This window comes from Microbacterium sp. Y355, assembly GCF_059445345.1.
In genome coordinates this window covers 335,682-349,597 of record NZ_JCAIUD010000002.1, presented here as the reverse complement: position 1 = coordinate 349,597, position 13,916 = coordinate 335,682, and the positions used below count along the sequence as shown (strand labels likewise).

Here is a 13,916-nt window from a genome sequence, read left to right as displayed (position 1 = left end):
CTCCTACCGTGGCCCCATGTTGAGAGCCATCGATCCGACCGAACAACCGCCGACGCCTGCGTACCGAGTGCCGTGGCTCATCCGCCGCGATGATCCTGTGCATCCTGTGGTGATCAATCAGGGCCGGGAGGCCGTCGATTTCGTGCGAGTGTTCCGCGACGACAGCGCGGGCCAAGAGCGCACTCAACTGTGGGGACAGGTGCTTCCGTCAGAGGACATCGAGCTGTGCCTCTGCACGGCCGATCTCGAGGAGGTAGTCGTGACGCTGGCCTGGTTCCGGCCCAGCGACGGCCTGGAATATGTGTGGCGGTTCGTGGTGTGATGCGCAGGTCTCCGTCTGAGACGCACGCGCGATCTCACACGCCTTCGCGGCGGCGAAGCTCTCGACGAAAATCGGCCTCTGAGTAGGGCTTGAGGTTTTCGGGCAGATCAGCAGCGGTCAATCCGTCAAGGAATACCGTCGGCTTCACCTGAAGTGCGGTGGCGAGCTGGATGAGCACGAACAGGGTCGGGTTTCCGACCCCCTTCTCGATGCGCGCCAAATGAGACACATCCATGTCGGCGCGCTCGGCGAGCTTGGCGCGGCTCATCGTCGTCTTACTCCGCAGTTCCGCGACCCGCAGTCCGACCTGCTCGGATGCTCGAGATCGCGGTTCCTTCATTCCTCCAGCATCCAAGCGAACAGCTCATTCACCACCCGCATGCAAGCCGGAGCTTTTATGCCACGGTTAGCGCGTCGCATGTACACAGGTGCGGGCCCCGGCAGCGCCGGGGCCCGCACCTGTGTACAAATCAAATTCAGCCGAACTGGTTCATCGTGTTGTCCTTGCCACCCGCCTTGAGCGCGGCGTCGCCGGCGAAGTATTCCTTGTGGTTGTCGCCGATGTCACTGCCCGCCATGTTCTGATGCTTGACGGTCGCAATCTCTTCGCGAATCTCACGACGCTGGACACCCGTCACGTAGGCGAGCATGCCCTGGTCTCCGAAGTAGCCCTTTGCGAGATCATCCGTCGACAGAGCCGCCGTGTGGTAGGTGGGCAGCGTAATGAGGTGGTGGAAAATCCCGGCCTGCTCGGAGCTGTCCCGCTGGAATGTGCGAATCATCTCGTCGGCCACCCGCGCGAGCTCGGTGTTGTCGTAGTCGACGCTCATCAGTTCGCCACGGACGTAGATGGAGACATCCTTGCCCTGCTCGGCGAACAGGTCGTAGGCCTGCTGACGGAAGTTGAGGGTCCAGTTGAACGACGGGCTGTTGTTGTAGACGAGCTTCGCGTTGGGGATGACCTTACGCACCTCGTTCATCATGCCGGCGATCTGCGCGACGTGCGGCTTCTCCGTCTCGATCCACAGCAGGTCGGCACCATTCTGCAGCGAAGTGATGCTGTCGAGCACGCAGCGCGCCTCACCGGTACCAGCACGGAACTGGAACAGGTTGCTCGCGAGCCGCTTCGGACGCAAGAGCTTGCCATCGCGCTTGATGACGACATCACCGTTACCCAACTCCGACTCCGAGATCTCTTCAACTTCGAGGAAGGAGTTGTACTGGTCACCGAGGTCACCAGGCTTATGCGTGACAGCGAGCTTCTGCGTGAGGCCAGCGCCGAGCGAGTCGGTGCGGGCGACGATCACGCCGTTATCGATGCCGAGTTCGAGAAACGCGTAACGGACTGCGGCGAGCTTCGCGATGAAATCCTCGTGCGGAACCGTGACCTTGCCGTCCTGGTGACCGCACTGCTTCTCATCGGAGACCTGGTTCTCGATCTGGATGGCGCAGGCCCCCGCCTCGATCATCTTCTTGGCGAGAAGGTAAGTCGCCTCGGGGTTGCCAAAACCGGCGTCGATGTCGGCGATGATCGGCACGACGTGGGTCTCGTAGTTGTCAATCTGTGACTGGATGAACTCGACCGCCGTCTCATCGCCAGCCGACCGAGCCCCGTCGAGCTTTGTGAAGAGAAGATCGAGCTCGCGGGCGTCGGCCTGGCGGAGGAAGGTGTAGAGCTCCTCGATGAGCGCCGGCACGGCGGTCTTCTCGTGCATCGATTGATCGGGAAGAGGCCCGAAATCGGAGCGGAGCGCTGCAACCATCCACCCCGACAGGTAGAGGTAGCGCTTGTTGGTGGTCTTCAGATGCTTCTTGATCGAGATGAGCTTCTGCTGCCCGATGAATCCATGCCACACACCGAGCGACTGCGTGTACAGCGACGAGTCGCCGTCGTACTCCGTCATGTCGCGGCGCATGATGTCAGCCGTGTACTGGGCGATCTCGAGTCCGGTCCTGAACCGGTTCTGCGCCCGCATGCGGGCGATGTACTCGGGGTTGATGGCATCCCAGCTGGATCCGTTGTGCTCCTTGAGAGCCTCAACAGCGTCAATGTCGTCTTGGTACGCAGTCATCTTGTTTCCTTCGCGGTGGTGGCTGAGTCGCATTAACTCCACCTTGCGTCAAGAAAACAACGTCTTCCCGTCAACCAGCTATAGAAGATTCATCAAATTTCTGCAACCGGGAAGAAGGGTGTCCATAGGGACTCGTGCCTGATCTGCCAAAGGATCCTGCGACCTGTTGTGCGAGGCATCCAACGCGTCTTGGCATCCCCCTACTAGTGTGGAATCCGTGACGGACACCCCTGACCTTTCTACGACCGCCGGCAAAATCGCCGATCTCCGCGCGCGCTACAGCGACGCGGTGCTCGACGCCGAGAAAAAGGCGAAGGAGAAGCAGCACGCCAAGGGCAAGATGACCGCCCGCGAGCGCATTGAACTCCTCGTCGATGCTGGCAGCTTCGTCGAATTCGACGAGTACGTGCGCCACCGCAGCACCGCCTTCGGCATGGACCGCAACCGCCCTTACGGCGACTCGGTCGTCACCGGCTTCGGCACCATCCACGGCCGCACCGTGGCTGTGTATTCGCAGGACTTCACCACGTTCGGCGGCTCGCTCGGCGAAGTATCGGGCGACAAGATCATCAAGATCATGGAATACGCCCTCACCGGCGGGATGCCCATCATCGGCATCCTCGACTCCGGCGGCGCCCGCATCCAGGAAGGCGTGCTCGCCCTCAGCAAGTACGGCGAGATCTTCCGGCTGAACACCCGCTCGTCCGGCGTCATCCCACAGATCTCGATCATCATGGGCCCCGCAGCCGGCGGCGCGGTTTACGGCCCCGCGCTCACCGACTTCGTCATCATGGTCGACAAGACCAGCCAGATGTTCGTCACCGGCCCCGACGTCATCAAGACCGTCACCGGCGAAGACGTCGGCATGGAAGAGCTCGGCGGCGCGTACACGCACAACACCCGCTCCGGCGTCGCGCACTACCTCGCCGAAGACGAAGACGACGCCCTCGACTACGCGCGCACTCTCCTCGGGTTCCTCCCCGACAACAACATGGCCGAGATCCCTACGTACGAGAGCGCCTTCGAGTTCGAGACGACGGATGCCGATCGCACACTGAACACGATCATCCCCGACTCAGCGAACCAGCCCTACGACATCCACACCGTCATCGACCACGTGATCGACGACGACTTCCTCGAGGTTCAGCCGCTGTTCGCTCCGAACATCGTCATCGGCTTCGGTCGGATCGAAGGTCGCTCGGTCGGCATCATCGCCAACCAGCCCTCTCAGATGGCGGGCACATTGAACATCGAAGCCGGTGAAAAAGCCAGCCGCTTCGTGCGCTTCTGCGACGCCTTCTCGGTTCCGATCGTCACCCTCGTCGACGTTCCCGGCTACCTGCCCGGCACCGACCAGGAATGGACCGGCGTCATCCGCCGCGGCGCGAAGCTCATCTATGCCTACGCCGAAGCCACCGTTCCGATGGTCACAGTGATCCTGCGCAAGGCATACGGAGGCGCGTACATCGTGATGGGCTCCAAGCAGCTCGGAGCCGACGTCAACCTCGCCTGGCCGACCGCCGAGATCGCCGTCATGGGCGGCCAGGGCGCCGTCAACATCCTCTACCGCGGCGAAATCAAGAAGGCGGAAGAAGCAGGCGAAGACGTCGCCGCTGTCCGCACCCGCCTCGCCAACGAGTACACCTACAGCGTCACCTCACCGTTCCTTGCCGCAGAGCGTGGCGAGATCGACGGCGTCATCGAACCCGCGAACACTCGAGTCTCGATTGCCAAGGCATTGCGATCCCTCCGCGGCAAGCGCAGCGAGCTGCCCCCGAAGAAGCACGGGAACATTCCGCTGTGACAGATCCCGACGCCAGCCTCAACCGGGCAGCAGACCTCCGCTTCGTCCGCGGCACCGCAAACGAAGAAGAACTTGCCGCGCTCATCGCCGTCGTCACCGACGCATACGAGCGAGAGGCCGAGGGTGCCGTCGCCGAAGAATCGTCCGTGTCAGCATGGCAGCGCACCCAGCGTTCGCTGCGCGCGCCGCTGCACCGCGATATTCCGTGGGGCCGATTCTCGGGCTGAACCAGCTCAGGCGCGCAAGGCCGGATTCGCGAAGCGCAATGTCACCAACTGGAACGGGCGCAGCGTCAGCTCCACCCGACCGCCGGCTGCCGCAGTCACCGCCGCAGCATCCACCTCACGCTCCAACAAATCCGTCTCACTCACGCTGTCGAACTCGAAAGCCGTCGTCAGCGTCGCCGAGGCACGCCCACCGTGTGCCTCATACAGTCGCACGATCACGTCCCCGCTGCGGTCCTCCGCAAGCTTCACTGCCTCCACCACTACGGCATCTGAGGACACCGCATCCGACGACACCGTGACCAACGAAGCCGCAGGCCTCGCGCCCGCGAGAGCGCGCGTCGGCATATTGAGCCGATACCCCTCGCGCACGGCATCCGCGATCTCGGCATCCGGTCGAATGCTCACCCGGAACGTGTGCTCGCCCTGATCTGCCTCTGGATCGGGATACAACGGCGCCCGCAACAATGACAGCCGAACGTTCGTGATCGTGCCGCCGCCTGAACGCGGCGCACGCGTGATGTCGTGCCCATAGGTGGAATCGTTCGCGACAGCTACGCCGAAACCGTTCTCACCGACATGCACCCAGCGATGCGCAACTGTCTCGAACCGCGCCATATCCCACGAAGTGTTCGCGTGCGTGGGCCGCTGCACATGCCCGAACTGGATCTCCGAGCTCGCACGATCGGCATGCACATCCAGGGGGAACGCGAGCTTGAGCAGCTTCTGTCGCTCATGCCAATCCACCGTCGTCTCGATCTCCAGCGATTGAGAATTCACCGCCAGAGTCAACGTCTGCGTGATCCGCGTAGCCCCCCGGCTGCGGATCACGCAGACAACCGCCGCAGTCGGATGCGGAACCTGATCGATCGACACCACATCAGTCAGGTCGACGACGTGACGACGATAGTGCTCATCGATGTCCCAGGCATCCCACTGGGTAGGCGTATCGCGATGCAACTGCAGGAGATTTCCCCGCTCTCCCGGCGCAATCGTTTCGCGCCCCGTCGCGCGGACGATGAGTGACGTTAAAAGACCCGACTCGTCGATGCGCACGGCAAGGTGCTCATTCGACAGGTCGAATCCGCCCATCGTCCGCACGACTGTTGCGGGTGGCTCCTCGACGCGTGGTGCGATAGCGATCCCCATCGCCGTCGTTCCCTCCCACGCATAGGGTCCCGCGTTCGCAACGAGCTCCGTCGTACCTTCTCCGACGACGGCCCCCAGAGCCTGCGCGATTATGCGCTCCGTCGAGGTCAAGACCTCGGCGTAGCGACGTTCTGCTTCCCGGTGCACCCAGCCGATAGATGTGCCAGGAAGAATGTCATGGAACTGCTGCAGCAGCACGGTCTCCCACAGGCCGTCCAACTCGCCATAGGGATACTCTGCACCGCGCAAGGCCGCAGCCGTCGCCCACAGTTCCGCCTCGCGCAGGGCATGTTCACTGCGGCGATTGCCGCGCTTCGTGCGCGCCTGCGACGTGTACGTGCCGCGGTGGAATTCGAGGTACATCTCCCCCGACCACACCGGCGGATTCGGATACTCTGCCTCTGCCGCCTCAAAGAACTGCACCGGGCTCGACAACGTGACCGTCGGCGAACCTTCCAACGACCGCAGCCGCGCCGCAGCGGCCACCATCTCGCGATTCGGACCTCCGCCACCATCGCCATATCCGAACGGCACCAGCGACGTGTTGGCGAGCCCTTTCTCGTTATACTGGCGCTCAGCTCGGGCAAGCTCTGCCCCGGTCAGCTGTGCGTTGTACGTGTCCACCGGAGGAAAATGCGTGAAGATGCGCGATCCGTCGATGCCCTCCCACTGGAAAGTGTGATGCGGCATGACGTTCGTCTCATTCCACGACATCTTCTGCGTCAGCATCCACCGAGAACCCGCCGCGCGTGCAATCTGCGGCAGCGCTGCGGAGTACCCGAACGAATCCGGCAGCCAGACATCCAGCGGCTCGACCCCGAATTCCTCCATGAAGAATCGCTTGCCACGCACGAATTGACGCGCCAGCGCCTCGCCACCCGGCATATTCGTATCGGATTCGACCCACATGCCCCCGGCAGGTACGAAACGACCGGATGCGACGGCATCGCGCAATCGTGAGAACAGCTCTGGTTGGAACCGCTTCATCCACGCGTACTGTTGCGCCGAGGAAGCCGCGAAAGTGAAGTCAGTCTCCTGCTGCAGCGACAGCACGTTCGAGAACGTTCGCGCGACTTTGCGCTGGGTCTCGCGCACGGGCCACAGCCACGCCGCGTCGATGTGTGCATGCCCAATGGCGTGCAGACGGTGTGCCGATGCGGATGCAGGCCGCGCGAGCACCTCGGTCAGCTCCGCCCGCGCGTTCGCCGCCGTTCCAGCGATGTCGTCTGGATCGGCAGCATCGACCATGCGCTCCAGCGCCCGCAGGATCTCTGCCCGACGCGGTGTGTCAGAAAGTTCAGCCATCAGTTGCAACAGCACCGTCGCATCCTGCAACAGCTCCCACACGACGACATCGCGCACCGCGATATCCGCCTGCCGGAAGACGTACAGCAGATCGTCTCCTGCCGTCTCCAGGTCTCCCAGCGGCGTCGGCCGGAAGTCGCGGAAACCGTCTGCCACGTCCGGGTTCGCTGCAGCTTCCAGATATAGCTCGAACTGGTCGCCGGCGTTGCCCTCCAGCGGCACGTAGGAATTGCGCGGTTCGACCGCCTTCACGATCGAACCGTCCAGTCGATAGACGGTGCCTTCGGCTTGAAAGCCGGGTTCCGCGGCGTTGAAGCCGAGGTCGAAAAGCAGCTCAGTTCCCGGTGTGCCCGGTACCGTTCCTGTCACTCTCAGCCACGTCGTTCCCCATGGGCGCCCCCAGCGCGTCCCGACGACGAATGGTTCATAAACCTGCCCGACAGCTTCAGCGAACGGCACCGGCTCCCCCGGCACGTCCCAACTCGCCAAGGTCAGCGGCGCGAGATCCACATACACATTCGGCCGCAGTCGCTCATCAACGAAACGACGAACTCGAGCTTCTATGAGCGAGGATGTGTCATGCATTCGGCAGCAGACTCCAAGACGAGGGGTTGAGAGATAGTAAATCGATTAGATTTACTCTTGTCAAGGGGTGGATGCCAAACGCTGGCCAGATCCGCGTCCTCAGTGGCCTAAGAAAAGTGTGGATGCGCGAGGCGACAGCACCTCGTCGAGCACCACACAGCCGGCGCCCACCGCGACGACATCGTCACCGACGATCGTGCCGAACACAGGCAGATGGCGCACCGCACGCGTGGCGCTGTGTCGATCGAGCAGCCCGGGCAAGCGTCGCAGATACAGCTCTTCAACGCGCGACCAGAATGGCCCGCCCAGCACGACGCGATCGACATCGAGCATGTTCGTCAGACTCGAAATCAACACCGACAGGTGCTGCGCTGCCTGATCAAGCACCGTGGCAGCCTCAGCATCCCCCGCGGCGACGCGCGCACACAGTTCGGTGAATCGCTCGTCTACCGACCCGGCATCGCTGCTCACACGATCATCCGCGAGTATGCCAGCACTCTCGGCGCGCTCCACGATCGCCTGAGGCGTGCACACGACCTCGACGCAGCCGCGCTGTCCGCATGCGCAGAGCGGACCATCCGGGTCGACGATGATGTGGCCGACTTCACCGACGTTGCGCGAGGAGCCATGCACGACCTCGCCGTCGAGCACGAGCGCAGTGCCGATTCCGATACCGAGGTAGACGAACAGAAACGAGCCGTCCGTCGGATTGACTCCCGTCCACAGCTCGGCGACCGCAGCCGCAGTTGTGTCCTTCTCCAAGGTGACGGGAAACCCGGTCTCCTCAGCAAGAGCGTCACGCAGCGGCACGCGGTGCCAGGTATTGAGCTTGGGCGGATCGATCACGGTGCCCCGAGCTGAATCCAGCGGCCCCGGTGTCGCGACGCCGATCCCCGCGATGCGCTCACGTTCGACCCCGGAGCGGACGATCAATTCGTCGACTGTCTTGGCCATCGCCTTGATGATTCGCCGCGGATCGTTCGCGGGGGTACGCCTCTTGGTGCGTTCGATCACCGAGCCGGCAAGGTCCAGCAGCACGAACGTCATGACCGCCGGATCAAGATGCACACCGATCGATAGCCTGCTGTTGGCATTCAGCCGCAACGTCGTGCGCGGCTTTCCGGGACCAGTGATGGTTCGACCGGCCTCTTCGATGATCCCGTCGTCCAGCAGCCTGCGGGTGATGTTCGTCACCGTCTGCGCCGAAAGTCCGGTCGCATCCACCAGTTCGATCCGACTCAGACCCTCGCCTGATCGTCGGATGGTTTCCAGGATGACGGACTGATTGAAGTCGCCCATCTTCGGAAGATTTGTTCCACGGCGCCGTACACTCACGGCTCCATCATGTCCCATGGGAACGGATTCTTGTCCCCCAAAGTACCTACAGACAAGTTCCTTGCGTTCCCGCAGACTTGAATCGACGCTTCGCGTTCGTTCGGTCTCTCTGCCCCAGGGTAGGCAGACGTAGATCGACCACCGCGGTCAGTTTTCGGGTAACTGCACCGCAACTGGCGAGGGGCTGGCGGAAACGCCGCCCCTCGCCCATCTCAATCACGCGCCCATCAATCGCTGTCTGGCGCAGCATCCTCGTGCTCCCGGGGAATCTCGTGCCAGAGGCCGACAGAGTCCTCATCCGAGGAACCGCCCGCTCCAGAGCGCCCCACAACCGTGACCGCCGTGTGCGAATCGCGCGCCGCGCGGATGATCACTCGACCAGTGTCGGCTCGAGTGAGAACATCGGCTAGCTCGTCACGAATCTCCGCACGACGTTGCTCATCCAGCTCGTCCAGCCCGCCCTCGTCGAACACCGTCACGGCAGCTCCTCGCAGCCGAGCAGCCTGGATCGCGTCCCGAACAGCATCGTTCAGCAGGCTCGCGCCGCGAAGCTCATCGCGTAGCCGCCCCTCGGCGAGTCGCGCATCCAGCCGTTCTTCGTCGGTGAGATGCCCGCGCGACGCAACCGTGCGAGTGAGCACCGGTCCCGCCGTTCCGAGCGCGTACTGCACGCGAACCCGACGTTCTCGCTGCCTGACCAGTTGGGTCGCATGCCAGGCGGAGACCGCCTGCTGAATGTCGGCAAGATGCTCTGTGTCACGCACCGCACGATCCCAGAACAACACCAGCAGCTGCGCCACGAGGGTCCACATGATCGAGCCGACCAGCCCCAGCTCCAGCGCGACAAACACCCCGAGATGCACGGCGGATGAGATCGTCAGTGCCAGCAGCACCAGCCACCCCGCGAGGGCACGCCGCCTGACGATGCACACCACCGCTAGCAGCCCCAGCGCGCCGATGTACCAGGTCGCGAACGGGGCCGTCTTGTGAATCGGCAGCAGTGACACGCTCACCATCGTGGGGATGACAGCGCTCGTCACGACGGCGACCACTCCCCACCACAACGGCATCTGCATTCCGTTGGGGGCTTCCACGAGCACGGTCGCCATCATCACAATCAGATACAGCAGGATCGCGGCCACCATGATCAGCGGAGCCGTCGGCTGCACGATCCACCAGACAGCACGCGCCGCGAAATAGACCGCGAATCCGACCGCGAGCGCCGTGGCGATGCTGCGCACCGAGCGGTTCATGCCCGCTCCCATCCGAGCGCGACGGTGGTCCCTGCGGATCCGGCGACGATCGTCGCTGTGCCTGCCACTCCCGCCATTCGCGCAATGATGGAGGCCCTGATTCCGAGACGGTCCTCGCCGATGGCATCCACATCGAATCCGGGACCGGTGTCGACAACTGTGACGGAGACGTCCTCATCACCGTTTCCCTGGACAATGAGGTGAAGGCCACGGCCGTGCGCGTGAGTGACGGCATTGCCGATCGCCTGGCGCGCGGCAAGAACGAGCGCGCGTGCCACTCGTCCCGGAATCAATCCGGCGCTACCCCGCTCTTCGACGACGGCATCCGCGCCGATTTCAGACAGTGCCCTGCGAAGCTCAATGACGATCTGTGCAGTGGCAACGGGCGCATCACTGCCCTCCTGATCCACACCTGCGTCGGTGTTCGCAAGGCGCGTGAGCGCTTCTCGTGCCATTGAGACAGCCAGATCCCTCGCCCGGTCGGTGTCTGCGCGCTCCGCGGCGATCAGCGCCGCGAGCACACTGTCGTGCATCAGGGCGGCGATGGCCACGCGCTCCTCCTCTGCGGCTGCAGCGGCCGCCGCGGCCGCATATGAGGCGACAGTCTGGCCGCGCGCTTCGTCAACGCCCGCTGCGACGGAGCGGAACATCCACCCGAGCGACACGATGACGATGCCGAGAATGATGGTGAACGACACATCAAAGGCAGTGCTGGTCCAGAATCTGCTCGTGAACTCGCCCTCCACGAGGCGAACGTAACCGTAGACGAGGGGGACTCCGAAGGCCCAGGCAAGCTGGACCTTCATCGGGAACGCGAGCATCGCAGCCACGACGCCGACATTCACCAGGAAGAAGATCCATGGCTGGCTGGCGGCACTGTTGGTGTCCACGACCAGGGGCCATGCCGCGAGGGCGACCACGTAGACGATGGCGAAGCAGCCCGTCGCAACGCGCACTCCGCGAGCGGTCACACACGCGACCAGCATGGCCAGCAATGGCACGTAGACGACGAAGACGAGCGCGATGTAACCGGCCGATGCACCATGTGAGATGCCGCCGATGGCCACCAACAGCGCCTGGACACCCAAAAGAGTCGACCCGATGGCCACTACGGTGGCGAGGATGCGCTCCATCCGCTTGCCGGTGAACCGTTCGAACTCGGTCTCCGCTGTGCCCGGGGACGGAATCTGACTCCAGGCGTCACGAAGAGCGGTCTCAGTTGGCACTCGCGGCCCCATCGCCGGCGACGATGCCATCCTCCATCGCGCGACGAAGCAGATCGATCTTGGTTCGCGCGGGCCTGCCGACTTCGACGTACTTCACTCGCACACGAGTGATGTTCTCCTTGGCTGTGGAATATGCGACGCCCAGCCGCTCTGCGACGACCTTCAACGGCAGCCCGGCGGCGTACAGTCGCAGCACCTCGCGCTCACGAGTCGACAGCTGCGCATCGGCGAACTCCCGATCTCCCTCGACGGCGCTGGCCCACTCGACGTTGTTGAGAGCTTCACCGCGAGCGACTGTGCGGATGGCGTCAAGCACGTCATCGAGGGCCGATGACTTGCTCACGATACCGACTGCCCCGGCGGCGAGCGCTTCACGCACGGCCGCAGGACGATCAGCAACACTGTGAATGACGACACTGGCACCGTCAGCTACCAGAGTGGCCACGTTCTCGGTCACGGTTGTGCCGTCACCGAGCGTGAGATCGAGAACAACCACATCGGCGGGAGCAGACCCGGTCGACCGCCGCCAACCGAGATACGACCCCACTGTGCTGCCGGAAAAGACGACGGACTGCGCCCCGTCCCGCTCGCACGCCAGTTCAAGCCCGAGGCGGACGGACTCGTGATCGTCGATGAGTGCGACCCTGCTCATGCACCCAGCCTATCGATTCGCTGAGTACCCACCGAGCGGGGCCGAGTACTCACCGTGTGAGGAGCGCGACAACCTCGAAGTGATGCGAGTGCGGGAACAGATCGAAAGCCTCAAGCGAATCCGTCTGCCAGCCGAGTGCACGGAATGTACCAAGGTCGCGTGCGAGCGCAACCGGGTCACACGCCACATAGACGATCGCATCAGGGTTCAGCGCGTGCACGCCTTCTACGACGGCGCGACCGGCGCCAGCGCGAGGCGGATCCAGAACGACCGCGCCGACGCGCTCATCCGCAGGGAAACCCTCAAGGTACTTGTCCACGCGTGCCGTGACCGCATGGACGTCGAAAGCTTCGAGGTTCTGCTGCGCGAGCTCGGTGGCACGCTTGCTCGATTCCACTGTGACGATGTTGGTCGCGCCGAGTTCGCCCAACGAGGCACCGAACAAGCCGACGCCGCCGTACAGGTCGAGATGCGTTGCCTCAGGGTCGACCCGGCCGGCAAGCGCCGAACGCACGGCCGTGTCGAGAATGTCAGCCGCGCGGGGGTGCACCTGCCAGAAGCCATCGGCATCCACGTGGAATGTGCGCTCGCCCACCTGCTCACGGATGATCTGCGGGGCTGGGCGCTTGCCCTTCGCAGGACGACGGATGACATGCACCTGACCATCGCCAGACTCAACGAGATCGATGCGTCCGGGCTTCGCATTTTTCTGCGAGAGAGCCTCGGCCGCGACGCGGCGACGCGCGAGCGGGTGTGACTGCACCGGGATCACTCGGTGGCTGCGTGCCGCATACGGACCGACGATGCCGTCATCATCGACGTGCAGTGACACGCGCGTGCGCCAGCCAGTGCCGTCTCCGTCACCAACGGGCTTGATCTCTGGGGCCACGAGGCCTGCACCCGCAAACTTGTCGAGTGCTTCCTGCAGCACCTGGCGCTTCAGCGTGCGCTGGTGCGACAACTCAATGTGTCCGAGGTCGGCGCCGCCTGCTCGATCTGCCGGGTCACGCGATACATCGGCCTCCCGCCACACGTGCGGCTGGCGGTGCGGTGACGCTTCCAGCACCTCGACGGTCTCACCACGCCAGAACGATGACTTGGCAGCGTCAGTGATGCGCACGCGCACGCGCTCTCCCGGAATCGCGTCGGAAACGAATACGACACGCCCCTCATGACGGGCGATGAAAGTGCCACCGTGCGCGATGCCGGTGATGTCAAGGTCGAGCAGCTGGCCCGCAGAGGAAGTCATCCCTCCAGGATACGGTGGGCAGCATGCATGTTTGCCTGGCCTCGTCCTCCCCCGCTCGCCTCATGCTGCTTCGCCAGGTCGGCATCGAGCCGATCACGCGTGCGCCGGAGACAGACGAGGATGCCGTGACCGCGCAAGCGGTAGCCGAACGCGGCGCTGACATACCGCCGGCAGAGCTCGTGCTTTTGTTGGCGCGGGCCAAAGCTGCGGATGTCGCGCACCGACTCGCCGAGGAAGACCCATCGTTCGACGGCCTGGTGATCGGGGGCGACTCGATGTTCGCGCTCGGAGGCCGCGTCTACGGCAAACCGTACACGGCTGAGGAGGCTACCCGGCGGTGGCAGGAGATGCGGGGGAAGACCGGCATCCTGTATTCTGGCCACTCTGTGTTCCGGTTGACGCCCGGCAGCGCTCCCGCAGAGGCGACTGCGGTCGCCGAAGCATCTGTCACCTTCGCTGACGTGACCGATGAGGAGATCGCCGCGTATGTCGCCACCGGGGAACCGTTGCACGTTGCCGGCGCCTTCACCGTCGACAGCCTTGGCGGTGCCTTCATCACGCGCGTCGACGGTGACCCATCCACCGTGGTCGGCATGTCGCTCTCGACCATCCGCGCACTCGCCATCGAGCTCGGCGTCTCGTGGACAGATCTGTGGTCGTAGACATCCCGCCACGTTTTCACGAATTTCTTGTGGAGAGTTGTCAAAAGGATCGGGCTCGATCTCGCTAGGCTGGCACTC

Annotated in this window: 12 protein-coding genes; 4 read left to right on the top strand and 8 right to left on the bottom strand. The window is 63.7% G+C overall.

The features are described from left to right. Positions 1-16 precede the first annotated feature (16 nt). Positions 17-322: a hypothetical protein gene (locus AC1C2O_RS18685; RefSeq protein ID WP_495432075.1), complete on the top strand. Its 306-nt coding sequence runs from the start codon at positions 17-19 to the stop codon at positions 320-322. A 34-nt stretch (positions 323-356) separates the two neighbouring features. Here AC1C2O_RS18685 and AC1C2O_RS18680 read toward each other — a convergent pair whose 3' ends face one another. Further along, on the bottom strand, positions 357-662 hold the full coding sequence (locus AC1C2O_RS18680) for a helix-turn-helix domain-containing protein (protein WP_495432074.1): 306 nt from the start codon (positions 660-662) through the stop codon (positions 357-359). A gap of 136 nt (positions 663-798) precedes the next feature. Beyond that, positions 799-2,394: an isocitrate lyase gene (locus AC1C2O_RS18675; RefSeq protein WP_495432073.1), complete on the bottom strand. Its 1,596-nt coding sequence runs from the start codon at positions 2,392-2,394 to the stop codon at positions 799-801. Between the two features lie 208 nt (positions 2,395-2,602). Between AC1C2O_RS18675 and AC1C2O_RS18670 the strand changes: the two genes are divergently transcribed. Further along, positions 2,603-4,198 carry an acyl-CoA carboxylase subunit beta gene (locus tag AC1C2O_RS18670; protein WP_495432072.1) on the top strand — a complete coding sequence of 532 codons (1,596 nt, stop codon included), beginning with the start codon at positions 2,603-2,605 and terminating at the stop codon, positions 4,196-4,198. Continuing rightward, entirely contained in the window at positions 4,195-4,425 is a 231-nt protein-coding gene (locus AC1C2O_RS18665) for an acyl-CoA carboxylase subunit epsilon (RefSeq protein ID WP_495432071.1), read from the top strand. The genes AC1C2O_RS18670 and AC1C2O_RS18665 overlap by 4 nt, the downstream gene beginning before the upstream one ends. Before the next feature lie 6 nt (positions 4,426-4,431). On the opposite strand, the gene AC1C2O_RS18660 is transcribed toward AC1C2O_RS18665, so the two are convergent. The 6 genes from AC1C2O_RS18660 to AC1C2O_RS18635 form a co-directional block, all read right to left on the bottom strand. Next, positions 4,432-7,461 carry an alpha-mannosidase gene (locus tag AC1C2O_RS18660; RefSeq protein WP_495432070.1) on the bottom strand — a complete coding sequence of 1,010 codons (3,030 nt, stop codon included), beginning with the start codon at positions 7,459-7,461 and terminating at the stop codon, positions 4,432-4,434. Between the two features lie 99 nt (positions 7,462-7,560). Continuing rightward, positions 7,561-8,760: an ROK family transcriptional regulator gene (locus AC1C2O_RS18655; protein WP_495432069.1), complete on the bottom strand. Its 1,200-nt coding sequence runs from the start codon at positions 8,758-8,760 to the stop codon at positions 7,561-7,563. Positions 8,761-9,023: 263 nt separating this feature from the next. Then, on the bottom strand, positions 9,024-10,049 hold the full coding sequence (locus AC1C2O_RS18650) for a hypothetical protein (RefSeq protein WP_495432068.1): 1,026 nt from the start codon (positions 10,047-10,049) through the stop codon (positions 9,024-9,026). Then, positions 10,046-11,275: a sensor histidine kinase gene (locus tag AC1C2O_RS18645; protein ID WP_495432067.1), complete on the bottom strand. Its 1,230-nt coding sequence runs from the start codon at positions 11,273-11,275 to the stop codon at positions 10,046-10,048. Before AC1C2O_RS18645 ends, AC1C2O_RS18650 begins: the two co-directional genes overlap by 4 nt. Next, positions 11,265-11,927 (bottom strand): response regulator transcription factor, encoded by a 663-nt coding sequence (locus tag AC1C2O_RS18640; RefSeq protein ID WP_495432066.1) that lies wholly within the window; start codon positions 11,925-11,927, stop codon positions 11,265-11,267. The genes AC1C2O_RS18645 and AC1C2O_RS18640 overlap by 11 nt, the downstream gene beginning before the upstream one ends. Before the next feature lie 49 nt (positions 11,928-11,976). Next, positions 11,977-13,176 carry a class I SAM-dependent RNA methyltransferase gene (locus AC1C2O_RS18635; RefSeq protein WP_495432065.1) on the bottom strand — a complete coding sequence of 400 codons (1,200 nt, stop codon included), beginning with the start codon at positions 13,174-13,176 and terminating at the stop codon, positions 11,977-11,979. Between the two features lie 23 nt (positions 13,177-13,199). Here AC1C2O_RS18635 and AC1C2O_RS18630 point away from each other — a divergent pair, with 23 nt between their 5' ends. Further along, a complete protein-coding gene (locus tag AC1C2O_RS18630; RefSeq protein ID WP_495432064.1) occupies positions 13,200-13,838 on the top strand; it encodes a Maf family protein in 639 nt (212 codons plus the stop codon). Positions 13,839-13,916 lie beyond the last annotated feature (78 nt).

Bases quoted from the DNA above. Each gene is read 5' to 3' on its own strand.
- AC1C2O_RS18685 (WP_495432075.1), top strand. From the start codon at position 17: ATGTTGAGAGCCATCGATCCGACCGAACAACCGCCGACGCCTGCGTAC.
- AC1C2O_RS18680 (WP_495432074.1), bottom strand. From the start codon at position 662: ATGAAGGAACCGCGATCTCGAGCATCCGAGCAGGTCGGACTGCGGGTC.
- AC1C2O_RS18675 (WP_495432073.1), bottom strand. From the start codon at position 2,394: ATGACTGCGTACCAAGACGACATTGACGCTGTTGAGGCTCTCAAGGAG.
- AC1C2O_RS18660 (WP_495432070.1), bottom strand. From the start codon at position 7,461: ATGCATGACACATCCTCGCTCATAGAAGCTCGAGTTCGTCGTTTCGTT.
- AC1C2O_RS18655 (WP_495432069.1), bottom strand. From the start codon at position 8,760: ATGGGCGACTTCAATCAGTCCGTCATCCTGGAAACCATCCGACGATCA.
- AC1C2O_RS18650 (WP_495432068.1), bottom strand. From the start codon at position 10,049: ATGAACCGCTCGGTGCGCAGCATCGCCACGGCGCTCGCGGTCGGATTC.
- AC1C2O_RS18640 (WP_495432066.1), bottom strand. From the start codon at position 11,927: ATGAGCAGGGTCGCACTCATCGACGATCACGAGTCCGTCCGCCTCGGG.
- AC1C2O_RS18635 (WP_495432065.1), bottom strand. From the start codon at position 13,176: ATGACTTCCTCTGCGGGCCAGCTGCTCGACCTTGACATCACCGGCATC.
- AC1C2O_RS18630 (WP_495432064.1), top strand. From the start codon at position 13,200: ATGCATGTTTGCCTGGCCTCGTCCTCCCCCGCTCGCCTCATGCTGCTT.